This window comes from Rhizobium sp. P1_B8 (assembly GCF_056406515.1).
Genome location: NZ_JBFTZZ010000009.1, coordinates 172,234 through 194,080, shown reverse-complemented (window position 1 = coordinate 194,080; position 21,847 = coordinate 172,234). Strand labels below are relative to the sequence as shown.

The following is a 21,847-nucleotide window of genomic DNA, read 5'->3' as shown; positions in this document are numbered from 1 at the left end:
GGTCGGCCGCCTTCGCGCCAGCCTCCTGCTCCTTCAGCACACCGATAATCTGCTCTTCCGTAAATCTCTGCTTCTTCATTCGTCCGTCCCTTAATAGGCCGGACTCTAATCCATTCTGGAGGAAATTCTCAGTGGCAGGTCAATCCCAAATTCGACAAGCGTTTCCAGCAGCGCGTCCCATACGCCTTGTTCGGCCCAACGGCGGAACCGAACATAGACCGAATTCCACTTTCCATACCGCTCGTGCATATCCCGCGACGGACAACCAACACGCAAGACATGGAGCATTCCGTTAAAAAAGCGACGGTTGTCATGGGAGGGCCGAGACTTGCGACCACGCTCGGTCGGCAACAGTGGTTCGATGATCCGCCACTCCTCATCACTCGAATCGCCTCGCGCCACTGCTGCCTCCTAAAAAGCAGTCTTGAATCACGCCTCAGCCGATTTGGGAATTCACTTTGTCAACAGAGCCCAGGCTTACGATGATCATCGGCCTCGTCGCGCTAAGCGCGTGAACCTAGCTTACGGTACGTTAGTGCTCGTCGGGTTCTTGTGTTCTAACTATTTAATTGAGAACGGGCCTCACATCCACTCGCGGCCCTCGCTGCGCAGGAAGTAGATGAGATCAAGCATGAGGCTCGGCCTGCCGAGCGCCGTCAGCGTCATATGGCACTGGCCGCGATGATGGGTTTGGTGGTTGAAGAAATGCGCGAGCGCTGCCGACAGAGGCTGGGTGATCTCGAGCGGCTGTACCACCGTTACATAGGTGAAGTTGGCGGCGAGGGTTCTATCGTCCAGCATGCCTGTCCAGGCAATGATCCGCTCGTCCTCTGCTTTGCGTGCGGCGGCAAGAGCATCCAGTTCTCCGAAGAGCACGGCATCGAGTGTCGTCGGCGCTTCGCCGGTGCCGGTGAAGCGCTTCATCCATATCCGGTCGGCGACGAGCAGGTGATTGAGCGTGCGATGAAGCGAGCCGAAGAAAGCGCCGCGGTCGCTGCGGAATTCCGCATCGCTGAGTTCGGCGGCAGCCGCATAGACTTGCGTGTTGGCCCAGCGATTATAGGCGGCGAACATCCTGTAATGTCTGAGCATTCAGTCCCTCCCGGATTGGTCGCGGCAGTCTAGCCCGTTTTCCCGGAAATCGCAGTGATGCGCCCATGAAATTTCCTGATTTGATCGCAGCCGCTTTCTGTCGTGGAATGGATCGAGCTGCGATCTCGAAAGGACTGTTATGACCAGAGCCCTCTATTCCCTCTGTGGCGCCGACGAGCGGCGCTTCTTTTCGCCCCATTGCTGGAAGGCGGTGATGGCGCTGGCGCATAAGGGGCTCGATTTCGAGGAGATTCCGACGACCTATGCCCGCATCCGCGCGATCGGCGGCGGCGTCTCGTCGATTGTGCCCGTTCTCGACGATAACGGCCGGCTGATCCCCGACAGTTTCGACATCGCCCTTTATCTGGAGGAAACCTATCCTGAGCGGCCGTCACTGTTCAACGGCGAGGGCGGTAAGGCGCTATCGCGAATGGTGGAAGGCTATTCGCAGATGATCATCCATCCGGCGATCATGCGCATGGCCCTTCTCGATATCCATGCGAACCTCGACGAGAAAGACAAGGCCTATTTCCGTCAAAGCCGGGAGGCTCGGCTCGGCAAGCCGTTGGAAGTGGTTGCCGCCGACAGTGAGGCGGAGAAGGCCGCCTTCGCCGCCAAGCTGGAGCCGCTACGGCATATGCTGAAGTTCCAGCCCTTCATCGGCGGGCAGACACCGCTCTTTGCCGACTATATCGTCTTCGGCGCGCTGCAATGGCTGCGTGTCTCTGCCGGTCTCGCCATGCTAGCTGCCGACGATCCCGTCACGCTTTGGTTCGAACGCTGCCTCGATCTTCACCAAAGCCGCGGCAGGACTGTGACAGCGGCGTGAAATTGCCGCCTACCTCTTGTTTTCGGGCGTTGGGGCGGGTAAAGACCGCCCACTTTTCCCGAGAAAACAGAGGATTTGACTATGGCGATTGAACGCACCTTCTCGATGATCAAGCCGGACGCAACGAAGCGCAACCTGACGGGCGCCATCACCAAGATGCTCGAAGATGCCGGCCTGCGTGTCGTCGCTTCCAAGCGCGTCTGGATGAGCCGTCGCGAAGCCGAAGGCTTCTACGCCGTTCACAAGGACCGTCCCTTCTTCGGCGAACTGGTCGAAGGCATGACCTCCGGCCCGACCATCGTTCAGGTGCTCGAAGGCGAAGGCGCGATCCTCAAGAACCGCGAAATCATGGGCGCGACCAACCCGGCAAACGCTGACGAAGGCACGATCCGCAAGGTTCACGCTCTGTCGATCGGCGAAAACTCGGTTCACGGTTCGGATGCTCCTGAAACGGCTGCCCAGGAAATCAAGTACTGGTTCTCCGATACCGAAATCGTCGGCTGAGGCCACGCTTCGGCATTCGCCGGCAATGCCTTGAATTGACTCTCGAAAGCCGGGGCCTTGCTCCGGCTTTTTCTATGCATTTCTTCTAGGCAGGGCATTTGTCGGTGTTCGAGAAATCGACGCTGCCGTCAGGCTTGAAGACCTCCGGGTTCTTTTCATAAAGCGCGCCGAGGACGAGCGGCTTGCTCGGCAGGACGGTCTGGTCGAGGTCGGACCGGAACTGCGTCTTCAATTCCTGCAGCACCTTGCCGTCCTTGTCGACCAGCCGGACACTCACGGAATAGGGGCGGTCCTTGCGCACGCAGTGCAGTTTTTCGCTCTGCAGCGCGATCTTGTCGTCGATCGGGTAGATTTTCTGGTTCAGCACCAGCGGATCGCCGCCTTCAGGATTTTCGAATTCGGCGATGATGACAGAACCGTCGGGGATAGGCCCCGTCTTCTTCAGCGTCAGCAGATAGGTGGCGCTGGCCACCCGATAGTTGAAGACGAAGAGATGGCCGGTGACCTCGACCAGGTTTTCAGCCTGGCGTTGACAGCCGGCAAGCAGAAGGCCGGCTGCTGCCACCGTTACGATCATATATTTTCTCATGGCGTCTCCTCCTTCTTGCGGCGATAGTGACGGTTCGCCTTGGCGCGGTTGCCGCAGACCGCCATGTCGCACCAGGCCCGGCTCCTGTTCTTGCTGCGGTCGATGAACAGCCAGCCGCAATTGCCGCAGATCTTCATGCGCTGGGGATCAGGCATGGCGACCAGCCGCAGCGCCGAATGGGCGGTCGCCGCGGCCACGCTGCCAGGGCTTGCTTCGCGCAACACCTTCGCCAACGCTTCCAGCAGGCTGGCGAGCAGTTGGTCGTCGCCGCCATTCAGTATACGCTTGCGGAAATAGAGGTCGATGGCTTCCCGTAGCGCGATGAAACCCGTCTCGTTTTCCCTAGCCACCGGCGTGATGTCGCCGAAGAGGGCGCGCTCGGCGCAGAATTCGGCAGCGGCGCGCGGAAAGCTCCGCATCTGGTCCCTGACCGAGAAGCGGTCGATCCGCCGCGTTGCATCGTGGCGCACAACGACGCTGTTGGCGACATCGAGCGCCAGCGCACCGCCGGCAAACCGGTGAGGGGTCCAGGAAAAGCTCATGATGAAATTATAACTAGCGAAATAGGTTTTACCAGTTATAATTTTGGTGACGCGGAGTGTCTGGAATGGCCTATCTTCTGCAGCAACTGGCGAATGCGGTTCCGCTCGCTGCTCTCTATGCCGCGCTCGCCTTCGGTTATGCCGTAGCCTTCGGTGTGACGAAGCGGGCTGACATCACCTATGGGGCGATCTTCGCCTTCGCGGGCCAGATCCTGCTGCTCTTCAGCGAACTCGCCTATGTCAGGTTTTGGCTGGTGCTGCCGGCGGCACTTGCCGTCGGTGCCTGCGCTTCCATCGTCTATTCGCTGGCGGCGGGCCTATGGATCGGCCGTTCGATCATGCTGCCGCTGGTCAATAAATCGCCGAATACGGTCATCGTCGCTGCCCTCGGCATCATGATCGTGCTGATGGAGACCGCCCGGCTTGCCGCCAATACCCGCGCCATCTGGCTGCCGCCATTTCTGAACGAAACGGTCGTCTTCTGGAGCGACGGCCTGTTCAAAGTGACGCTCACCCATATCCAGCTGATCAACACGGCGCTGATGTGCGCCATTGTCGCTGTGGGTACGCTGATCCTCAGGCGCACGGGCTGGGGCCGCATCTGGCGCGCCGTCACTGATGATCCGCTGGCCGCCGAGCTCTGCGGCACCAGCGCCGACCGCGTCTTCCTCGTCGCCTATGCGGCCGCCGCCCTCGTCGCCACTATCTGCGGCATCCTCGCCACCTTCTATTACGGCTCGATGGATTTCGGCGCCGGCCTGATGTTCGGGCTGAAGGTGCTGCTGATCGCAGCTGTCGGCGGCTATTCCGATCCATTGCGCTCGGCAGGCGGCGCCGCCGGGCTTGCCGTCGTCGAAACCATGTGGGGCGCCTACGGCCCCTTCGTCTGGCGGGATCTCGTCATCTTCTCGCTGCTCGTCCTGCTCTTGGTCATGAGCCGCAGGGAGCGCGTGGTTCTCTGAAGCAATTCCAGTAAAAGTGCGCAGCGGTTTTGCGTCTGGAATTGCGTGAAACAAAAAGGTGGAGCATTTCCGTCACTCGGATAAATCAGGAAATGCGCTAATTTACTTCCACTTGTCGCGCGCCGCGTCGTCGGCGTCTTTCGCCGCGACCCAGTCGCCGGTGGCGCCATCCCTAGCGTGCTCCTTCTTCCAGAAGGGGGCTGCAGTCTTCAGGAAATCCATGACGAAATTGGCGCCGTCGAACGCCGCCTGCCGATGCGGTGCGGTTGCGACGACGAGCACGATATTCTCGCCGGCGGCGATCCTCCCGTAACGGTGGATGGCGGTGAGGCCGAGAAGTCCGAAACGCGCGATGGCAAGATCGCCGATGCGCCGCATCTCTGCTTCGGCCATGCCGGGATAATGCTCGAGTTCGAGGGCTGCAAGCGTGCCGCCTTCATCGCGGCAGAGGCCGGAAAAGGTGACGACGGCGCCGATGCCGGATTTGCCTTTGGAAAGCAGATCGACCTCGGCCTGCAGGTCGAAGTCTTCGCGCTGGACGCGGATGGTGGGAGTGACGGTCACAGCGAAATCCTCCGCTGCTTTGATGTTGCTGCAAAGAATGCCGAAAGGCTGTGCCGCGGAAGCCCCCCTCTGCCCTGCCGGGCATCTCCCCCACAGGTGGGGAGATCACAAGTGGCGCGCTCTTCCTGCCCACGTACCGTTTCGCCGGGCTGAAATGTCGATTGTTGGAGGAAACCCGTGCGCCCAGCCAATCTCCCTCCTTGTGGGGGAGATGCCCGGCAGGGCAGAGGGGGGTGATGTGGCACCACCATCACTGCCTCATCCCCCCGTCATCGGCGGAAAGATCCCGATCTCGCGCGCCCCTGATATCGGCTCGTCATGTTCGACATGCTCCATGTCGAGCGCCACGCGGATCACGTCGGGATATTGAAGTGCGGTCTCATATTCTTCACCCAGCGTCTTCAAATGATTCAAGAGATCGGCGACGGTGACGACGGAGGAGGGGAGGTCAATCTCCTCCTCGCCCTTGCCGATGCGCTCGCGCACCCAGGCGAAATAGACAAGCCGCGTCATTCCTCGTCATCCACGATATGTTTCACGCCGGCGCGGAAATAGTCGTAGCCGGTATAGATGGTCAGCAGCGCCGCGATCCACAGCAGCGCAATGCCCGTCTGCGTCGTATAGGGGAAAATTTCGTCTCCGGCCGGGCCGGCGAGCAGGAAGGCGATGGCGACGAGCTGCAGCGTCGTCTTCCACTTGGCGATCCGCGTCACCGGTACGCTGACCTTCAGCGCCGCCAGATATTCGCGCAAGCCCGAAACCAGGATCTCGCGGCAGAGAATGGTGATCGCCGCCCAGATCGACCAGCCGGCGATGGTCTGGTCGGCCGCGACCAGCAGAAGGATCGAAGCGACCAACAGCTTATCTGCGATCGGATCGAGCATGCGGCCGATATTCGACGTCTGGTTCCAGATGCGCGCGAGATAGCCGTCGAGGAAATCGGTGAGCGAGGCGATGACGAAGATCCACAGCGCCACCCAACGCGCCGTGTTGCTGATCGACAGCCTGCCCTCGATGAAGAAGCAGAGAACGATCAGCGGCACGGCGAGGATACGGCCGTAGGTCAGAAGATTGGGAATGCTGTACGCACGCGATGCCATGGGATCGTTTCTCTGAATTGATGCGCCGCTACAGCGCCGCACGTCTTTTCAGGCGCGCAAAGGACGCTGTAACACTTTAGAATATCCGCATCGAGCTTTCCGAAAGTCGATTCCGATTTTCGGGCCGATGCGGTAGATGACGGCTTTGGCTGCGGACCGTCAACATTCTTTCTGTCTTTTCACCGCCTTTGCGTGGAATTTGCGACGGACGCCGGTTATTTCGCGGCGTCGTCGTGGAAATGGTTATAGACCTGCTTGGCGACGGCTTCCGAGATGCCTTCCACCGCCATCAGATCGGACAGGGCTGCGCGCGAAACCGCCTTTGCCGTGCCGAAATGCTGGAGCAGCGCGCGTTTGCGCGATGGCCCGATGCCGCCGATCTCGTCGAGCGGGTTCTTGATCATTTCCTTCTTGCGCCGTGCCCGATGCGAGCCGATCGCGAAACGGTGCGCCTCGTCGCGCATGCGCTGGATAAAATAGAGCACCGGATCGCGCGGCGGCAGCGTGAAGCTCTCGCGTCCCGGCGGGAAGAAGCGTTCGCGCCCGGCGTCCCGGTCGACGCCCTTGGCGATGCCGATCGCCGTCACGCTGTCGGTGATGCCGAGTTCGGCAAGGATGGCGCGCACCGCTGTCATCTGACCCTGGCCGCCGTCGATGAGGATCACATCGGGCCAGGTGGGGAAGGGCATGTCGGCTGCATCGGGAGTGGCCGTCTGCGCCGTCCGGTCAGGAATGCCTTCCTCCTTGATCAGCCGCGAGAAACGCCGCGTCATCACCTCCTTCATCATGCCGAAGTCGTCGCCGGGCGTGATGTCGGTCGATTTGATGTTGAACTTGCGGTACTGGTTCTTGACGAAACCTTCCGGCCCCGCGACCACCATGCCGCCGACGGCATTGGTGCCCATGATATGCGAGTTGTCGTAGATCTCGATGCGCTGCGGTGCATAGGTAAGCCCGAACGTTTCCTTGAAACCTTCGAGCAGCCGCGACTGCGACGCAGTCTCGGCAAGCTTTCGCCCATGCGCCTCGCGCGCATTGCCGACGACATGGTCGACCAGATCGCGCTTTTCGCCGCGCTGCGGCACGAGGATGGAAACCTTGTGGCCGGCCTTTTCGCTGAGCGCTGCCGCGAGCAGCTCCAGCTCCTCGACCGTCTGCGACAGCATGATCTGCTTCGGCACCGGCTTGTCGTCGTAGAACTGCGCCAGGAAGGAATTCAGCACTTCGGCGCCGGAAAGCTGCGGGTCGGCCTTTGGGAAATAGGCGCGGTTGCCCCAGTTCTGGCCGGTGCGGAAGAAGAACACCTGGATGCAGGAGATGCCGCCCTCATGGTGGATGGCGAATACGTCAGCCTCCTCGACGCCGGCCGGATTAATGCCCTGGTGGCTCTGCACATGCGAAAGTGCGGCCAGGCGATCGCGATAGATCGCCGCCCGCTCGAAGTCGAGGTCCTCGGCCGCTTGGTTCATGGCCTCGGCCATATGCGACTTCACCTTCTGGCTTTTGCCGGACAGGAAGTCCTTCGCCTCCTGCACCAGTTCGCCGTAACCCCCATCGCTGACCTCGTGGGTGCACGGCCCCGAACAGCGCTTGATCTGGTAGAGCAGGCAGGGTCGTGTGCGCGTTTCGAAGACGCTGTCGGTGCAGGTGCGGATCAGGAAGGCGCGCTGCAGCGAATTGATCGTGCGCCCGACCGCGCCTGCCGAAGCGAAAGGTCCGAAATAGTCGCCCTTTCGCGCCCTTGCGCCGCGATGCTTGAAGATCGCCGGCGCCCGGTGGTCGCCGGTGATGAGGATATAGGGAAAGGACTTGTCGTCGCGCAAAAGCACGTTAAAGCGCGGCCGCAAGCGCTTGATCAGATTCGCTTCCAGAAGCAGCGCTTCGGTTTCCGTGCGCGTCGTCACGAATTCCATATTGGCTGTCTGGCGCACCATCTGGGCGATGCGGTTGGAATGCACCCGGCCGACGGCGTAATTGTTGACGCGCTTCTTCAGGCTGCGCGCCTTGCCGACATAGAGCACGTCGCCCTCGGCATTGAACATGCGGTAGACGCCGGGACTGTTGGGAAGCCGCTTGACGAATTCGCCGATCAGTTCCGCGCCGATGAGCCCGGTTTCATTGAGGCTGCCCGCATTCCAGTCGACCGTCGCCGCAAGCGGGGCGGCGGCGGAAACGTCGCCTTCCACTTCGATATCGTCTTCGCTCTCATCCGTCTCGTCGTAGAGAACGCCGCCATCCGGCAGCTTTCGTCCGTTCATTCCGTAATCTCCGCCACATCGGGCGTCTGCCAGGCGAGGTGCTGGCCGCCGTCGAGGGCAATCATCTGGCCGGTGATCGAGGGCGTGTCGTAAAGGAAGCGAATCGTTTGTCCGAATTCCTCCAGCGCCGGCCCTCGCTGCAAGATAAGGGCTGAGACCTGCGCTTGGAAGTCCTCCATCGCCTGCCGCTCGCTCGGCATCGAGGGGCCGGGGCCGATGGCATTGACGCGGATGCGTGGCGCCAATGCCTGTGCAAGCGTCTGCGTCGCCGTCCACAGCGCGGATTTGGAGAGGGTATAGGAATAGAAGCTGGGCCTCAGCGCCCAAACCCGCTGGTCGATGATATTGACGATCTGCCCCGATGCCTCAGCGGGCATCTGCTGCGCGAAGGCGGCCGCAAGGATAGAGGGCGCACGTACATGCAGGTCGAAGTGCAATGCCCAGGTGGCGGCATTGAAACTACGCGCTGAATCATGCTGGAAGACCGACGCATTATTGACGAGCAGATCGAGCGGCCCGAGCGCTTCCGACGCCTTCGCGACCAAGGCGGCTGTTTCGCCGATATCGGTGAGGTCGGCCTGCAGGGCGGTCGCCCGATATCCCTTTCGCCGCAATTCCGCCACCAGCTCTTCGGCCTCACCGATGGAGCCGTTCGCGTGGATCGCAACGGAAAAGCCATTTGCAGCAAGGTCTTCGGCGATTGCCCGGCCTATTCTTTTAGCAGCCCCTGTTATAAGGGCCGAGCGAAGTCTTTTGTGGTTCAAAATCTTGCCTTCTGATCCCGCGAGTCTGTCTGCAGACTATATAGGGGCCGACGGAGATTATATAAATAGGCCGTTGCGGTTGCGTCCGGGAGCCGGATATTCTATGTATTATTTAAGAATACGATTTCTTAAAATAAGTATTTTCAGTTTAACACTTCAGTAGGGTTAATGAAGTGTATGTTGCGCCAAAGCAACATCGAATTTCAGCCATGCGGCAGCCACAATGATATCACAATTTGGCTCTTTCAAATCCGCATTTGAGTTCCAATTTCAGTCTCGATCCGGAAGGGACATCTGGCAATATCCCGCCAATGCTTCACTGATAGACAGATGACAAGCGGCGCGGGACTGAAAGGAGACTAAGTATGCGTGTACTCATTGCTGGCCTCATGGCCTCCGTTTTTGCAATTGCGGGCGTCTCGGCAGCTCAGGCGGCCGATGCCGTCGACCAGGTTCCGGAAGCACCGGTCGCCCAGGACGCTCCAGTCAAGCCGGCAGGCAACTGGGAAGGCTTTTATCTCGGCGGCGCTGGCACCTACAACATGGGTGACTTCGGTTCCGACCGTCACACCTATGGTTTCGGCGGCCAGGTCTTCACCGGCTACAACTGGCAGCAGGGCCAGATCGTTTACGGCGTTGAATCCGATCTCGGCTACAGCGGCGACGACGTCTCCTCAGGCGGCGTCAAGAACAAGTATGGCTGGAACGGCTCCGTCCGTGGCCGCGTCGGCTACGACATGAACCCCTTCCTGCTCTACGGCACGGCCGGTCTTGCCATCGGCGACGTCAAGGTTTCCGACGACACCTCGGACGAAAGCAAGACGAACTATGGCTATACGGTCGGCGCCGGCGTCGAAGCCTTCGTGACCAACAACATCACGACGCGCCTGGAATATCGCTACACCGACTACCAGAGCAAGGACTACGACCTCGACTCCGGCAGCTTCTCGCGCGGTTACGACGAGAACAGCGTCAAGCTCGGTATCGGCGTCAAGTTCTAAGCCGACTGAACATACTGACATAAAGAAGCCGGGCACGTCGCCCGGCTTTTTGCTGTCTGCTCATTGTTCTGAAGCGCTCAGCCCTGGGACTTGAGCTCGCTATGGGCAGGGAATTTCTTGTCGAACTGCCGCAGCCAGTCAGTCAGCGGCGCATGATCGGCTTCCCACTGGTCCTTGAAGCGCAACTCGAGATAATCAAGCGTGGCCGCCAGTGCAAAATGTCCGCCGTTGAGCTTTTTGCCGAGCTTCGGCGGATTGGCGCTGAGATGAGCGAGACCGCTCGTCGCCTTCTTCCATTGCCGGTCGATCCACGGCTGGTGAACCTTTTCCTCGTCGCGGAAGCGCCGCTCGTAGACGATCGCCAGCAGGCAATCGCAGATGCCGTCGCAGAGCGCCTCGAGGATTTCCGCATCCGTGCGCTTGCCCTTCTTGGAAGGGTAGAGCCCGCCCTTCGTCAGCCGGTCGAAATAATGCATGATCGCCACGCTGTCGTATATCGAGACCTCGTCATCGGTCAGAAGCGTCGGGATCTTGCCGAGCGGATTATTGTCCACCAGGATTGCCGGTGCGGTATTGGTGTCGACCCGAATGGCGTTCAACTCCAGGCTCAGAAAATGCGCGGCCATCCGCACCTTGTTGGAATAGGGCGAGGCGGGCGAACAAAGGAGCTTCATGGGGGACACCTGATGAGATTGTGGAGCTGCGGCGCGGACTATTCCGCAAGCAGCTTAAGCGGTCAATCGTCCTTGACGGCCTTGTTCTCTCCGCGCAGCCAGAAGGCACGGTGCGAGGCGAAACGGTCTTGCGCCAGATGGTCCTTCAATGCGGGCAGCAATTGGTGCAACTCGTCCTTCAGCGTGAAAGGTGGGTTGACGATGACGAGGCCTGAGCCCGTCAGTCCCGTAATGCCGCGGTCGCTGCGAACCGTGAGTTCGGCGCAGAGCATTTTCGGGATGTCGAGGGCCTGCAGCGTCTCGTGGAATTCCTTGATCGGCGCGCCCTTCTTCAGCGGATACCACAGGCAATAGGTGCCGCCGGGAAAGCGCCGATAGGCCTTTTCCAGCCCCTCGGCCAGGCGCTGATATTCGTCCTCTTCCTCGAAGGGCGGATCGACGAGCACGATGCCGCGCTTCTCTTTCGGCGGCAGATGCGCGCCGAGCGCCAGCCAGCCGTCGAGCTCGGTGATGCGGGCATGGTGATCGCCCTCGAACAGCCGGTGCAGCCTGACGTAGTCCTCGGGATGCAGTTCCATCGCCGACAGCCGGTCCTGCGGCCGGAACAGCATGCGCGCAAGTTTCGGCGATCCGGGATAGAAACGGATGCCGCCCTCAGGATTGAGTTCGCGGATTGCCGAGAGGTAGGGCTCCAGCAGTTCGGAAACCTGAGGGCCGAGGTCTGCCTCCATCAGCTTGCCGATGCCATCGACCCATTCGCCGGTTTTCTGCGCTTCTTCGGAGGAAAGGTCGTAGAGCCCGATGCCGGCATGCGTGTCGAGCACGCGGAATCCGCCATCCTTCTTTTGCATGTAGCGGATCAGCCGCGTCAGCACGGCATGTTTCAGCACATCGGCAAAGTTGCCCGCGTGATAGATGTGGCGGTAGTTCATTTTTGCTGATGTCCGTATGAATTCGCGTCATGGGGAATTTTTGTGGCTTTTGGCCGTGCAAGCCTTGGAATATACAAATGCCATGAACATTGCGACCCCCATCCACGCCAAATCATCCAAGCCGGACAAAAGGGTGGGCCACACCGCCTGTCCGCATGACTGTCCCTCCACCTGCGCGCTGGAGGTCGATATATCGGAGGATGGCCGCATCGGCCGTGTGCGCGGCGCCAATGACCATTCTTACACGTCCGGCGTCATCTGCGCCAAGGTCGCCCGCTACGCCGAGCGGCTCTACCATCCCGACCGCCTAATGCATCCTCTACGCCGCGCCGGCGCCAAAGGGGCAGGGCAGTGGCAGCAGATTTCCTGGGACGATGCGCTGGATGAGATCGCCGAAGCCTTTGTGAAGGCCGAGGCAAGGGACGGCAGCGAGGCGATCTGGCCCTATTTCTACGCCGGCACCATGGGCTGGGTGCAGCGCGATTCCATCGATCGCCTGCGTCATGCCAAGCGTTACTCCGGCTTCTTCTCCTCGATCTGTACCAACCCCGCCTGGACCGGCTTCACCATGGCGACTGGCACGCTGCGCGGTCCCGATCCGCGCGAGATGGGCCGCACCGATTGCGTCGTCATCTGGGGCACCAACGCGGTCTCGACGCAGGTCAACGTGATGACCCACGCCATCAAGTCGCGCAAGGAGCGCGGCGCGAAGATCGTCGTCATCGACATCTACGATAATCCGACGATGAAGCAGGCCGACATGGCGCTGATCGTCAAACCGGGCACCGATGCCGCACTCGCCTGCGCCGTCATGCACATCGCTTTCCGCGACGGTTACGCCGACTGTGAATACATGGCGAGATATGCCGATGATCCCGCCGGTCTCGAGGCGCATCTGAAAACCAAGACGCCGCAATGGGCCGCTGCCATCACCGGCCTTTCTGTCGAGGAGATCGAAGCCTTTGCCAGCCTCGTCGGCACGACGAAGAAAACCTTCTTCCGCCTGGGTTATGGTTTCACTCGCCAGCGCAACGGCGCGGTCGCCATGCATGCGGCTGCCTCGATCGCCACCGTTCTCGGCTCCTGGCAATATGAGGGCGGCGGTGCCTTCCATTCGAACAGCGACATCTTCCGCATGAACAGCGCCGAACTGACCGGCCGGTCGATGAAGGATGCCGATATCCGCATGCTCGATCAGTCGCAGATCGGCCGCGTCCTGACCGGCGATCCGGTGGCGCTACGCCATCGCGGCCCGGTGACGGCAATGCTGATCCAGAACACCAATCCCGCAAACATCGCGCCCGAGCAGCGCCTCGTCAGACGCGGCTTTGCCCGCGACGATCTTTTCGTTGCCGTCCACGAGCAGTTCATGACCGAGACGGCCGAGGTCGCCGATATCGTCATCCCGGCAACGATGTTCGTCGAGCACGATGACATCTACCGGGCCGGCGGCCAGAACCATATCCTGCTGGGGCCGAAGCTGGTCGAGCCGCCGCCAACCGTGCGCACCAATCTCTTCGTCATCGAGGAACTGGCCAAACGCCTCGGTGTCGCCGATCGCCCCGGCTTCGGCTTCACTGCCCGCGAAATGGTCGACCGCATTCTCGAATCGAGTGGCTTGCCGGATTACGACCATTTCCTCGAATACAAATGGTTCGATCGCCAGCCCGTTTTCGAGGAGGCGCATTATCTGAACGGCTTTGCCCATCCGGATGGCAAGTTCCATTTCCGCCCGGACTGGATCAATCAGCCGGCTCCCAACAAGCCGCCGGTTTCTATCGGCGCGCTCGGGCCACATGCCGAACTTCCGCCCTTCCCGGATCAGGTCGATGTCATCGAAGTCGCCGATCCTGAGCATCCCTTCCGGCTCGCCACGTCGCCGGCGCGCAACTTCCTGAATTCGAGCTTCTCCGAGACCAAGACCTCTCGCCAGAAGGAGGGCCGCCCTGAAGTGATGGTCAATCCAGCCGACGCCGAAGCCAACGGTATCGCCCATGGCGATCTCGTCCGCATCGGCAATAGCCGCGGCGATCTGCGCATTCACGCCCGCGTCACCACCGAGGTGAAATCCGGCGTGCTGATCGCCGAGGGGCTTTGGCCAAACAAGGCGCATGTCGACGGCGAGGGTATCAATGTCTTGACTGGCGCCGACCCTGTCGCGCCCTATGGTGGGGCGGCCGTGCACGACAACAAGGTCTGGCTTCGCAGGGACCCAGCATGATGCAGCCGAAATCCCGGGTGAAGATCGTCAGCGAAGAAACACTGTCGAATGGGTGGACGCGGCTGAGCAGCTATCTGCTCGACTATATCGACCGCAAGGGCGCAACCCAAGGGCTGAAGCGGGAGATCTATCACCGCACGCCCGCTGCCTGCATCCTGCTTTATGATCCCAAGCGCGACCTCGTCGTTCTCGTCCGCCAGTTCCGCCTTGCCGTCCATCTCAACGGCGATCCCGCCTGGATGATCGAGGTGCCGGCCGGCCTTCTCGACGATGACCATCCCGAAGCGGCGATCCGTCGCGAGGCGATGGAGGAGACCGGCTATCGCCTGCGCGATGCGCGCTTCCTGTTCAAGTCCTATACCTCGCCGGGTGCCATCACCGAAGTCGTCCACTTCTTCGCAGCCCTCATCGACACTGCCGACCGCGTGGCGGAAGGCGGCGGTCTGGACGAGGAACACGAGGATATCGAGGTCCTCGAAACCCCGCTCGACGAGGCTGCGGCGATGATCGAAACCGGCGAGATCTTCGACGCCAAAACGATCGTGCTTCTACAGTGGGCACTGTTGAACAGGGGCAAACTTCGATAGCGGGCAGGGCGATGGAGGCCTGGTTCGTCAAGTTGCCTCGGGCGGATCGAGATGATCCGCGACCGTCTTAGTTTTCCCCGCGAACTCGCATCATCTGCCGAAAGGCGCGCCGCTTGAGTGCAGGCATCGCGTTGATGATGCGCATCACGCCGCGCATGACAGCGAGCTGAAGTCTGCCGACAATCGGCCGATGGGCCAGATCGCCGGCATCCATCTGCTTTTTCGATTCTCGGACTGCTTCGGTACTGTAGCGAAGCATCTCGACTTCGTAGGCATGTATGGCTTCGACGAGCGGCTTTCGTCCCTGGTCCGCTTCGACCAGCATGCGTCCAAGCAGAGCGGCGTCGCGAAGCGCTGTATTGGCGCCCGCGCCTCGTCCGGGTGTCATCGTATGGACGGCGTCACCGAGCAAAGTGACATTCGAACTCGTCCAAGGCGTCAGCGGGACCGAGGTCCTCACCTTGATATCGCGGATCGTCGACGGCTCCGTCATGCGGATCAGAGTACGCAAATGCGGATGCCAGTCCCGAGCGAGCTCCAGCCCCAGCTCTCTCAATTGTTCGCCGCTCAGGCCGGCCGGATCCCGCGGGCAATTCTGCCGAGCGCCCCATATGCCCCAGCCGATGCTGTCCTCGTCGAGTGCCTCGACGAAATCCGGCCAACGAGCAGCGACACTAGGGTCGCTTCGGCTGTCGACGAACTCGAGCGAGTGAATGATTGCGCCGAAGCCCATCGGTGCCATAATCAGCGACATGCCTTTGAACATTTTGTCCGACAGCAGAGCTTTCGTCTCGACCGTCATAGGAATTTTGCCCCCGAGCGATACGATTCCGGTGTCTTCCAAACGCGCTTCCGGCAAGCGTTGCCTGCGTACCGCGGAGTTCGTGCCGTCAGCGCCCACCAGCACATCTCCCGTCGCGAGGCTTCCATCCTGAAAGCTGGCGGTGACCGACCCGTCGGCGTTATTTGAGTAACCTTGAAGCGCTTTCCCGAAGAAGACGTCATCTTCAAGTCCCCTGAGCAGAACCCGCCTCAGCGTCTTTCGAATAACATTCCTTTCATCGTCGAGAGCGTTCGGGCCTGCATCATCGATATCGAAGCTCAGCACTTCGCCCAGCTGTTCAGTGAGCATGTTGAAATAGCGCGGCGACCTGGCGCAGGTGGCGACATAGAGATCGTAGAGTTCACCGGGGATACAGGCTTTCAGCGCTCGGCTTCCAGCCGGGCTGATGCCAACGCGATAACCACCGCTGTTGGTGTTCGGCGCAAGGTCGCGCTCATACACCGCTATGCAAACCCCAGCCTGCTTAAGCAGATGTGCGAGTGCTAGACCGCCAGTCCCGGCGCCGATAATCAAAACCTTCATGGTGCTAATCCTGGTCGAGTTTGGGGTCGATGGAGAACTTGGCGGCGATCTGCCTCAGCCACTCCTGTGTCCAGGTAATGCGCTGGGCGCTGAGGTCCCCGACAACGCTGTTGACCCAGGACAATTCGGTTGCGTGAAGCACTCGGAGATATTCCATCTCGAGAAGGAAGAGCCTTGGAACGGCCTGCGCTTCCTGCAGGACTTCGTCTATCCGGCGAAGTTCTGACTCGATGGCTTTTGCTCTGAGCTCAAGCTGGCTCGCCACATCATCAGGCGTAAGCAGAGGAAGAAATGACATGGCTGCGGGGAATTCCGGATATTCCCGCGTTAAGGTCGACAATATCGCCCGCATCCATTCCAGCGCGATCTCGCGGCCCTTCTCGGTTATCTCGTACACGGTCCGCTCGGGACGCTTGTCATCCCGAACTGTTTTCTGCGGGGTGATCAAACCCTCGCGTTCGAGCCGCTGGATTGTTTGATAAAGGCTCGCCCTCTGCGTGACATTGATCACCTCGTCCTTGCCGCGCTCCTTGATGAGTCGCTGCATTCGGTACGGATGCAGCGGTTCTTCCATGAGCATTGCAAGGACGGCGAGCGCGATTGGAGAGCGTTTGATCGTTTTCATAGTCATAGTATTACTAGTTATTTTATAACTAGTCAACGCGGTAACCAGGGGCGTTGGCTCCTGGACAGGCGCCGGCTGGATCTATGGCCGTGAATCCGAGGGGCGAGCGCATCCAACCAATTCCAAAGCGCAAGTTTCAGCTTTAAGGTGACAACGTTGGAAATTTCATACGACTGTCACGAAGCGGTTCTATCCGCTGCGGTTTGTCAATCATCGGATGCGGTCAGGAGAAAGCCCATGTGGCTCAGCAATTTCACCCTCGTTCTCCCAAACGAGGTGGTGAGTGAAGGTTCCGTGCGTGTTGAGGATGGCGCCATCGCCGAGATCAGGCCGGAGCCGGTCGCCGGTGCTGCCATCGATGGCGGCGGGCGGCTGCTGATCCCCGGATTCGTCGATCTGCACGGCGACATGATCGAGCGCGAGATTGCACCGCGGCCGAACGCGACGATGCCGATCGATTTCGGCATCCACGAACTCGACAAGAAGCTTGCCGCCGCCGGTGTCACGACGGCGTTCGCCGCCGTCTCCTTTGCGACCGAGAGCGTCTACGGCCACGTCCGCTCGCTGGAGACCACCTCCGCAGTGATCGAGGGCATCAACCGCCTGCGCGATGATCTGCTGATCGACCACCGCGTCCATGCCCGCTACGAAATCACCAACGTCGGCGCAGCCCCAGCACTCGAGCGCCTCCTGAATGCCGATCAGATCGACATGGTTTCCCTAACCGACCACACGCCGGGCCAGGGCCAGTATAACAACCTGCAGAGCTACATCCTCAGCATTTCCGAGCGCCGCGCCGTCTCCGAGGAAATGGCGGCGGAGATCGTCGCCAAGCGCATCGCCATGCGCAACAATCCGGACATCGAGGCCAAGCTGAGGGAAATCGTCGCGCTGTCGCTGAAGCACAAGCTGTCGCTTGCCTCGCATGACGATGACAGCGTCGAAAAAGTCGCCGAGATGCATGATCTCGGCGTCACCATTAGCGAGTTTCCGGTCACCGCACCTGCGGCGGAGGAGGCGCGCCGCCGCGGTCTCTGGACGCTGATGGGTGCGCCGAACGCGCTGCGCGGCCAGTCTATGTCGGGCAATCTCAGCGCGCTCGATGCCGCCAAGGCTGGACTGCTCAGCGTCATCGCCGCCGATTATCATCCGGCTGCCTTCGTGCCCGGCATCTTCAAGCTTGCCGACATGGTGGAAGGCGGCCTGCCGGCAGCCGTTGCCATGGCGACTGGCAATGCGGCCCGTTCCGCCGGCCTGTCGGATCGCGGCGAGATCGCCGTCGGCTGGCGCGCCGATCTCGTCGTGGTCGAGCCGGGCGATATCAATCGCATCCGCGCCACCTTCCGCGCCGGCCGCTTCGTCTACAGCGACGGCACGCTGCATCCGTTAAGGGCTTTGGCGGCTTAAGCGCGGTCGCCGATGAGCGAAATCAGTTGAGCCTTGGGTGCGGCGGTCGCGGCCTCCGCGCCGACGGCTTTGCCGCCTTCCATCGCCACTCGACCTTCGGCAAACAGCCGCAAGGCCTGCGGATAGATCTGGTGTTCGATGGTGAGCACACGCGCGGCAAGGCTTTCGGCCGTATCGCCCAAGAGAACCGGCACAGCCGCCTGGCCGATCACCGGCCCCTCATCCATGCCTTCGGTGACGAAATGCACCGTGCAGCCGGCGATCCGCATGCCGGCGTCGATCGCCCGCTGATGCGTATGCAGGCCCGGAAATAGCGGCAGCAGGGAAGGGTGGATGTTGAGCATCCGGCCTTGGTAACGCTGGATGAATGTCGCCGTCAGCAGCCGCATGTAGCCTGCCAGGCAGAGAATATCGGGTTTAAGCTCGTCGAGCGCCGAAAAGATCGCCGCCTCATGCGCATCCTTGCTGGCGTAGTCCTTGCGGGGAAAAGCGAAGGTGGAAATGCCTTCGGCATCAGCCTTGGCAAGCCCGCCGGCATCCGCCTTGTCGGAGATCACCCCGACGATCTCGGCCGGGTAGTCGGCTGCCTTCGCCGCCGCAACCAGCGCCATCATGTTGGAGCCGCTGCCTGATATGAAGACGACGGCGCGTTTGCGCGGCGAGCTCATATGGCAAGCGTACCCTTGTAGACCGTGCCGGCAGCGCCTTCGTCGCGGGCGATCATGCGGCCGAGCGTGACAACTGTCTCGCCCTCGGTTTCGAGTGCCGCGGAAACCGCCGCGACATTCTCACCGGCGACGACGGCGATCATGCCGACGCCGCAGTTGAAGGTGCGCAGCATTTCTCTGGATTCGACGCCGCCCGTCTTGGCGAGCCACGAAAACACCGGCGGAACCTTGACCGCGTCAAGATCGATCTCGGCCGCCAAGTGCTTCGGCAGGACGCGCGGAATATTTTCCGGGAAGCCGCCGCCGGTGATGTGCGCCAGCGCCTTGATGGCGCCGGTCTCGCGGATCGCCTTCAGAAGCGGCTTCACATAGATGCGGGTCGGCTCGAGCAGGGCTTCGCCGAGCAGCCGGCCTTCGGCAAACGGTGCGGCTGCGCTCCAGTCGAGGCCGGACAGTTCGACGATCTTGCGCACCAGCGAAAAGCCGTTGGAATGGACGCCGGAGGAGGCAAGGCCGAGGATGACATCGCCCTCGGCAATATCGCCTGATGGCAGGAGCTTGCCGCGTTCGGCAGCACCGACGGCAAAGCCGGCGAGGTCGTAGTCGCCGGAGGAATACATACCGGGCATCTCGGCCGTTTCGCCGCCGATCAGCGCGCAGCCGGCCTCGCGGCAGCCGGCGGCAATGCCGCCGACGATGGCCGCGCCCTGGTCGGGGTCGAGCTTGCCGGTCGCGAAATAATCGAGGAAGAACAGCGGCTCGGCGCCCTGCACCACGAGATCGTTGACGCACATGGCAACGAGGTCGATGCCGACGGTGTCGTGATAGTCGGCATCGATCGCGATCTTCAGCTTGGTGCCGACGCCGTCATTGGCGGCGACGAGAACCGGATCGGTAAAGCCTGCAGCCTTGAGATCGAAAAGTCCGCCGAAGCCGCCGATCTCGCCGTCGGCGCCGGGACGGCGCGTCGAGCGCACCGCCGGCTTGATCTTCTCGACGAGGAGGTTTCCGGCATCGATATCGACGCCCGCATCGCTATATGTCAGGCCGTTTTTCCCAGACTGGCTCATGCTGGTCTCCGATGGCTATTTCAGGCGGCAAACGTGCCGCGTCATCTGCCGGTCGCAATTGCATGACAGGGGCGTTTATGCAAGCGTTGCATGGCAAAAGCCCCCAATTTCCCGCGTCTTCCTCCAGCCTTTCGGGGATTTGGCACGACAGGGTTGACCATCTTTGCGCCTGCATCCTATGTGCTGAATGGCCGCTCCGGTTCGGATACGGCGTTTGGCGGCGGCGAGTGATCAGCGGGGAAGCGATGCCACAGCATGTCAGCGGCAACAGTCTCAAGCGTCAGATTTTCTTCTGGCTGGTAGTGCTCGTCTTCTTCATCGTCTTTCTCTATGTCTTCAGCTCGATCCTGCTGCCCTTCATCGCCGGCATGGCAATTGCCTATTTCCTTGATCCGGTGGCTGACCGGCTTGAACGCCTGGGTCTGAGCCGCATGATGGCGACCATCGGCATTCTCGTCGCCTTCGTCATCGTCTTCACGCTGGCGCTGATGATCCTCATTCCGGTGCTCATCAGCCAGTTCAACGATTTCGCTCAGCGTCTGCCGAGTTATATCAGCCAATTACAGCAGTTCATCACGCAGGCGCAGAATTCGCTGCTGCCGGACTGGGTCGAGAACCAGATGGGCACGATCAAGGACAATCTCTCCGGCATCCTGTCGGAGGGTATGGGCTTCCTCACCGGGCTCTTCGCGCAGATCTGGAATTCCGGCAAGGCGATCGTCGACGTCATATCGCTGCTCGTGGTCACCCCCGTCGTCGCCTTCTATATCCTGCTCGATTGGGACCGTATGGTTGCCAAGGTCGACCAGTGGATCCCGCGCGATTATGTCGGCGATGTCCGCCAGATCGCCAAGGAGATCGACCAGGCGATCGCCGGTTTCATCCGCGGCCAGGGCTCGCTCTGCCTCATCCTCGGCATCTATTATGCCGTCGGCCTTTCTCTCGTCGGGCTGAATTTCGGCCTGCTGATCGGCCTCTTCGCCGGCATGATCAGTTTCATTCCCTATGTCGGCTCGATGGTTGGCCTCGTGCTCGCCATCGGCGTGGCGCTTGTGCAATTCTGGCCCGATTATCCCTGGATCGGCCTGGTGCTCGTCGTCTTCTTCAGTGGCCAGTTCCTAGAAGGCAACATTCTGCAGCCGAAGCTCGTCGGCTCCAGCGTCGGCCTGCATCCGGTCTGGCTGATGTTTGCGCTTTTTGCCTTCGGCGCGCTCTTCGGTTTCGTAGGGCTTCTGGTCGCGGTGCCGGCCGCCGCCGCCGTCGGCGTCCTTGTTCGTTTCGCGCTTTCACGCTACCTTCAGAGTGATCTTTATTTTGGCGGGTCGCTCAGTGGCCGCGCCCGGAAGACGAAATCAGTTCCCAATGAATGACGTGAAGAACGCTGATCCGAAGCGCAAAGCCGGAGAGCAGCTGCCGCTGGTCTTTTCGCACGATGCCGCAAGCGGGCGCGACGACCTCCTGATCTCGGAGCGTCTTGCCGCCGCCGTTTCGATCGTCGATGCCTGGCCGGCATGGCCATCACCGGTTGTCGTGCTCGCCGGCCCCGTCGGCTCGGGAAAATCACATCTCGCCCGCATCTGGCGGGAATTGAGCGGCGCCGTCGACATCCATCCCGAGCTTGGCTCGGACGCCGCGGTTGCCGCCGCCGCCGGCCCGGTGCTGTTCGAGGACGCCGACCGCCTCGGCTTCGACGACAACGCGCTTTTCCATGTCATCAACAGCGTGCGCGAAAACGGCACCAGCCTGTTGATCACCAGCCGCCTCTGGCCGATGTCGTGGCCAGTTTTGCTGCCCGATCTGCGCTCGCGCCTGAAAGCGGCAACCGTCGTCGAGATCGGCGAACCCGATGAGGCGCTGCTGTCGCAGGTGATCGTCAAGCTCTTCGCCGACCGGCAGCTTTATATAGATGACAAACTCGTGCTCTATATCGTGAACCGGATGGAGCGGTCGCTGAACGCGGCCCAGACGATCGTCGAAAGGCTTGACCGGCTGGCCCTGTCGCGAGGCACGAAAATCACCCGGTCTCTTGCTGCCGAAGTATTGAATGAATTGGGAAATTCGGAACCGGCCGATTGACTGTCACAGTTCCGTC

23 protein-coding genes and 1 pseudogene are annotated in these 21,847 nt (G+C 61.0%); 9 read left to right on the top strand and 15 right to left on the bottom strand.

What is annotated here, in order from left to right; all coding sequences use genetic code 11:
- Positions 1–141: 141 nt before the first annotated feature.
- Together AC1D2N_RS13995 and AC1D2N_RS13990 are read right to left on the bottom strand one after the other, a co-directional pair.
- Positions 142–402 (bottom strand): annotated as a pseudogene (locus AC1D2N_RS13995) (transposase); the annotation flags it as partial.
- 180 nt (positions 403–582) lie between these two features.
- The gene (locus AC1D2N_RS13990; RefSeq protein ID WP_477981444.1) at positions 583–1,092 is read right to left on the bottom strand and encodes a DinB family protein; all 510 of its coding nucleotides are present in this window, start codon (positions 1,090–1,092) and stop codon (positions 583–585) included.
- Positions 1,093–1,231: 139 nt separating this feature from the next.
- On the opposite strand from AC1D2N_RS13990, the gene AC1D2N_RS13985 reads away from it, so the two are divergent.
- A complete protein-coding gene (locus tag AC1D2N_RS13985; protein ID WP_130728943.1) occupies positions 1,232–1,921 on the top strand; it encodes a glutathione S-transferase family protein in 690 nt (229 codons plus the stop codon).
- 81 nt (positions 1,922–2,002) lie between these two features.
- Entirely contained in the window at positions 2,003–2,425 is a 423-nt protein-coding gene (gene ndk, locus AC1D2N_RS13980; RefSeq protein ID WP_003547097.1) for a nucleoside-diphosphate kinase, read from the top strand.
- Positions 2,426–2,510: 85 nt separating this feature from the next.
- On the opposite strand, the gene AC1D2N_RS13975 is transcribed toward ndk, so the two are convergent.
- Together AC1D2N_RS13975 and AC1D2N_RS13970 are read right to left on the bottom strand one after the other, a co-directional pair.
- Positions 2,511–3,014, bottom strand: a complete 504-nt coding sequence (locus tag AC1D2N_RS13975; RefSeq protein WP_018241475.1) for a hypothetical protein — start codon at positions 3,012–3,014, stop codon at positions 2,511–2,513.
- Positions 3,011–3,556: a CGNR zinc finger domain-containing protein gene (locus tag AC1D2N_RS13970; RefSeq protein WP_018447439.1), complete on the bottom strand. Its 546-nt coding sequence runs from the start codon at positions 3,554–3,556 to the stop codon at positions 3,011–3,013. Before AC1D2N_RS13970 ends, AC1D2N_RS13975 begins: the two co-directional genes overlap by 4 nt.
- Before the next feature lie 65 nt (positions 3,557–3,621).
- Between AC1D2N_RS13970 and AC1D2N_RS13965 the strand changes: the two genes are divergently transcribed.
- Positions 3,622–4,518 (top strand): branched-chain amino acid ABC transporter permease, encoded by an 897-nt coding sequence (locus AC1D2N_RS13965; protein ID WP_018241477.1) that lies wholly within the window; start codon positions 3,622–3,624, stop codon positions 4,516–4,518.
- Positions 4,519–4,620: 102 nt separating this feature from the next.
- On the opposite strand, the gene AC1D2N_RS13960 is transcribed toward AC1D2N_RS13965, so the two are convergent.
- From AC1D2N_RS13960 to AC1D2N_RS13940, 5 genes are all read right to left on the bottom strand, one after another.
- The gene (locus AC1D2N_RS13960; RefSeq protein ID WP_130652145.1) at positions 4,621–5,082 is read right to left on the bottom strand and encodes a molybdenum cofactor biosynthesis protein MoaE; all 462 of its coding nucleotides are present in this window, start codon (positions 5,080–5,082) and stop codon (positions 4,621–4,623) included.
- Between the two features lie 258 nt (positions 5,083–5,340).
- Complete coding sequence (gene moaD / locus AC1D2N_RS13955) at positions 5,341–5,595, bottom strand: molybdopterin converting factor subunit 1 (protein WP_017959832.1); 255 nt, start codon at positions 5,593–5,595, stop codon at positions 5,341–5,343.
- Complete coding sequence (gene pgsA / locus AC1D2N_RS13950; RefSeq protein WP_003547103.1) at positions 5,592–6,182, bottom strand: CDP-diacylglycerol--glycerol-3-phosphate 3-phosphatidyltransferase; 591 nt, start codon at positions 6,180–6,182, stop codon at positions 5,592–5,594. The genes moaD and pgsA overlap by 4 nt, the downstream gene beginning before the upstream one ends.
- 215 nt (positions 6,183–6,397) lie before the next feature.
- The gene (gene uvrC / locus AC1D2N_RS13945) at positions 6,398–8,440 is read right to left on the bottom strand and encodes an excinuclease ABC subunit UvrC (protein WP_018241479.1); all 2,043 of its coding nucleotides are present in this window, start codon (positions 8,438–8,440) and stop codon (positions 6,398–6,400) included.
- On the bottom strand, positions 8,437–9,204 hold the full coding sequence (locus AC1D2N_RS13940; protein ID WP_018241480.1) for an SDR family oxidoreductase: 768 nt from the start codon (positions 9,202–9,204) through the stop codon (positions 8,437–8,439). Before AC1D2N_RS13940 ends, uvrC begins: the two co-directional genes overlap by 4 nt.
- Positions 9,205–9,569: 365 nt before the next feature.
- Here AC1D2N_RS13940 and AC1D2N_RS13935 point away from each other — a divergent pair, with 365 nt between their 5' ends.
- Positions 9,570–10,205: an outer membrane protein gene (locus tag AC1D2N_RS13935; RefSeq protein WP_018241481.1), complete on the top strand. Its 636-nt coding sequence runs from the start codon at positions 9,570–9,572 to the stop codon at positions 10,203–10,205.
- A 77-nt stretch (positions 10,206–10,282) separates the two neighbouring features.
- On the opposite strand, the gene AC1D2N_RS13930 is transcribed toward AC1D2N_RS13935, so the two are convergent.
- On the bottom strand, positions 10,283–10,879 hold the full coding sequence (locus AC1D2N_RS13930) for a glutathione S-transferase family protein (protein WP_018241482.1): 597 nt from the start codon (positions 10,877–10,879) through the stop codon (positions 10,283–10,285).
- A 62-nt stretch (positions 10,880–10,941) separates the two neighbouring features.
- The gene (locus AC1D2N_RS13925) at positions 10,942–11,811 is read right to left on the bottom strand and encodes a 23S rRNA (adenine(2030)-N(6))-methyltransferase RlmJ (RefSeq protein WP_018241483.1); all 870 of its coding nucleotides are present in this window, start codon (positions 11,809–11,811) and stop codon (positions 10,942–10,944) included.
- A gap of 16 nt (positions 11,812–11,827) precedes the next feature.
- Between AC1D2N_RS13925 and AC1D2N_RS13920 the strand changes: the two genes are divergently transcribed.
- Positions 11,828–14,032 (top strand): molybdopterin oxidoreductase family protein, encoded by a 2,205-nt coding sequence (locus AC1D2N_RS13920; protein WP_018241484.1) that lies wholly within the window; start codon positions 11,828–11,830, stop codon positions 14,030–14,032.
- Entirely contained in the window at positions 14,029–14,619 is a 591-nt protein-coding gene (locus tag AC1D2N_RS13915; RefSeq protein ID WP_018241485.1) for an NUDIX domain-containing protein, read from the top strand. Before AC1D2N_RS13920 ends, AC1D2N_RS13915 begins: the two co-directional genes overlap by 4 nt.
- Before the next feature lie 67 nt (positions 14,620–14,686).
- On the opposite strand, the gene AC1D2N_RS13910 is transcribed toward AC1D2N_RS13915, so the two are convergent.
- Together AC1D2N_RS13910 and AC1D2N_RS13905 are read right to left on the bottom strand one after the other, a co-directional pair.
- Positions 14,687–15,985 carry an FAD-dependent oxidoreductase gene (locus tag AC1D2N_RS13910; protein ID WP_018241486.1) on the bottom strand — a complete coding sequence of 433 codons (1,299 nt, stop codon included), beginning with the start codon at positions 15,983–15,985 and terminating at the stop codon, positions 14,687–14,689.
- A gap of 4 nt (positions 15,986–15,989) precedes the next feature.
- On the bottom strand, positions 15,990–16,610 hold the full coding sequence (locus tag AC1D2N_RS13905; RefSeq protein WP_018241487.1) for a PadR family transcriptional regulator: 621 nt from the start codon (positions 16,608–16,610) through the stop codon (positions 15,990–15,992).
- Between the two features lie 237 nt (positions 16,611–16,847).
- Here AC1D2N_RS13905 and AC1D2N_RS13900 point away from each other — a divergent pair, with 237 nt between their 5' ends.
- Positions 16,848–18,017: an alpha-D-ribose 1-methylphosphonate 5-triphosphate diphosphatase gene (locus AC1D2N_RS13900; protein WP_130747959.1), complete on the top strand. Its 1,170-nt coding sequence runs from the start codon at positions 16,848–16,850 to the stop codon at positions 18,015–18,017.
- On the opposite strand, the gene purN is transcribed toward AC1D2N_RS13900, so the two are convergent.
- Positions 18,014–18,685: a phosphoribosylglycinamide formyltransferase gene (gene purN, locus AC1D2N_RS13895; RefSeq protein ID WP_018241489.1), complete on the bottom strand. Its 672-nt coding sequence runs from the start codon at positions 18,683–18,685 to the stop codon at positions 18,014–18,016. The genes AC1D2N_RS13900 and purN overlap by 4 nt on opposite strands.
- Entirely contained in the window at positions 18,682–19,755 is a 1,074-nt protein-coding gene (gene purM / locus AC1D2N_RS13890) for a phosphoribosylformylglycinamidine cyclo-ligase (RefSeq protein WP_047621569.1), read from the bottom strand. Before purM ends, purN begins: the two co-directional genes overlap by 4 nt.
- A gap of 245 nt (positions 19,756–20,000) precedes the next feature.
- On the opposite strand from purM, the gene AC1D2N_RS13885 reads away from it, so the two are divergent.
- Complete coding sequence (locus AC1D2N_RS13885) at positions 20,001–21,125, top strand: AI-2E family transporter (protein ID WP_130728947.1); 1,125 nt, start codon at positions 20,001–20,003, stop codon at positions 21,123–21,125.
- Positions 21,118–21,831: a DnaA regulatory inactivator HdaA gene (gene hdaA, locus AC1D2N_RS13880; RefSeq protein WP_018241492.1), complete on the top strand. Its 714-nt coding sequence runs from the start codon at positions 21,118–21,120 to the stop codon at positions 21,829–21,831. Before AC1D2N_RS13885 ends, hdaA begins: the two co-directional genes overlap by 8 nt.
- Positions 21,832–21,847 lie beyond the last annotated feature (16 nt).

What these genes read in the sequence shown, in the direction of transcription:
- AC1D2N_RS13905 (WP_018241487.1), bottom strand. Translation starts at nt 16,610, where the DNA reads ATGAAAACGATCAAACGCTCTCCAATCGCGCTCGCCGTCCTTGCAATG.
- AC1D2N_RS13990 (WP_477981444.1), bottom strand. Translation starts at nt 1,092, where the DNA reads ATGCTCAGACATTACAGGATGTTCGCCGCCTATAATCGCTGGGCCAAC.
- AC1D2N_RS13965 (WP_018241477.1), top strand. Translation starts at nt 3,622, where the DNA reads ATGGCCTATCTTCTGCAGCAACTGGCGAATGCGGTTCCGCTCGCTGCT.
- AC1D2N_RS13885 (WP_130728947.1), top strand. Translation starts at nt 20,001, where the DNA reads ATGCCACAGCATGTCAGCGGCAACAGTCTCAAGCGTCAGATTTTCTTC.
- purM (WP_047621569.1), bottom strand. Translation starts at nt 19,755, where the DNA reads ATGAGCCAGTCTGGGAAAAACGGCCTGACATATAGCGATGCGGGCGTC.
- purN (WP_018241489.1), bottom strand. Translation starts at nt 18,685, where the DNA reads ATGAGCTCGCCGCGCAAACGCGCCGTCGTCTTCATATCAGGCAGCGGC.
- uvrC (WP_018241479.1), bottom strand. Translation starts at nt 8,440, where the DNA reads ATGAACGGACGAAAGCTGCCGGATGGCGGCGTTCTCTACGACGAGACG.
- AC1D2N_RS13975 (WP_018241475.1), bottom strand. Translation starts at nt 3,014, where the DNA reads ATGAGAAAATATATGATCGTAACGGTGGCAGCAGCCGGCCTTCTGCTT.
- AC1D2N_RS13985 (WP_130728943.1), top strand. Translation starts at nt 1,232, where the DNA reads ATGACCAGAGCCCTCTATTCCCTCTGTGGCGCCGACGAGCGGCGCTTC.
- moaD (WP_017959832.1), bottom strand. Translation starts at nt 5,595, where the DNA reads ATGACGCGGCTTGTCTATTTCGCCTGGGTGCGCGAGCGCATCGGCAAG.
- AC1D2N_RS13915 (WP_018241485.1), top strand. Translation starts at nt 14,029, where the DNA reads ATGATGCAGCCGAAATCCCGGGTGAAGATCGTCAGCGAAGAAACACTG.
- AC1D2N_RS13900 (WP_130747959.1), top strand. Translation starts at nt 16,848, where the DNA reads ATGTGGCTCAGCAATTTCACCCTCGTTCTCCCAAACGAGGTGGTGAGT.
- ndk (WP_003547097.1), top strand. Translation starts at nt 2,003, where the DNA reads ATGGCGATTGAACGCACCTTCTCGATGATCAAGCCGGACGCAACGAAG.
- hdaA (WP_018241492.1), top strand. Translation starts at nt 21,118, where the DNA reads ATGAATGACGTGAAGAACGCTGATCCGAAGCGCAAAGCCGGAGAGCAG.
- AC1D2N_RS13910 (WP_018241486.1), bottom strand. Translation starts at nt 15,985, where the DNA reads ATGAAGGTTTTGATTATCGGCGCCGGGACTGGCGGTCTAGCACTCGCA.
- AC1D2N_RS13970 (WP_018447439.1), bottom strand. Translation starts at nt 3,556, where the DNA reads ATGAGCTTTTCCTGGACCCCTCACCGGTTTGCCGGCGGTGCGCTGGCG.
- AC1D2N_RS13920 (WP_018241484.1), top strand. Translation starts at nt 11,828, where the DNA reads ATGAATTCGCGTCATGGGGAATTTTTGTGGCTTTTGGCCGTGCAAGCC.
- AC1D2N_RS13930 (WP_018241482.1), bottom strand. Translation starts at nt 10,879, where the DNA reads ATGAAGCTCCTTTGTTCGCCCGCCTCGCCCTATTCCAACAAGGTGCGG.
- pgsA (WP_003547103.1), bottom strand. Translation starts at nt 6,182, where the DNA reads ATGGCATCGCGTGCGTACAGCATTCCCAATCTTCTGACCTACGGCCGT.
- AC1D2N_RS13935 (WP_018241481.1), top strand. Translation starts at nt 9,570, where the DNA reads ATGCGTGTACTCATTGCTGGCCTCATGGCCTCCGTTTTTGCAATTGCG.
- AC1D2N_RS13925 (WP_018241483.1), bottom strand. Translation starts at nt 11,811, where the DNA reads ATGAACTACCGCCACATCTATCACGCGGGCAACTTTGCCGATGTGCTG.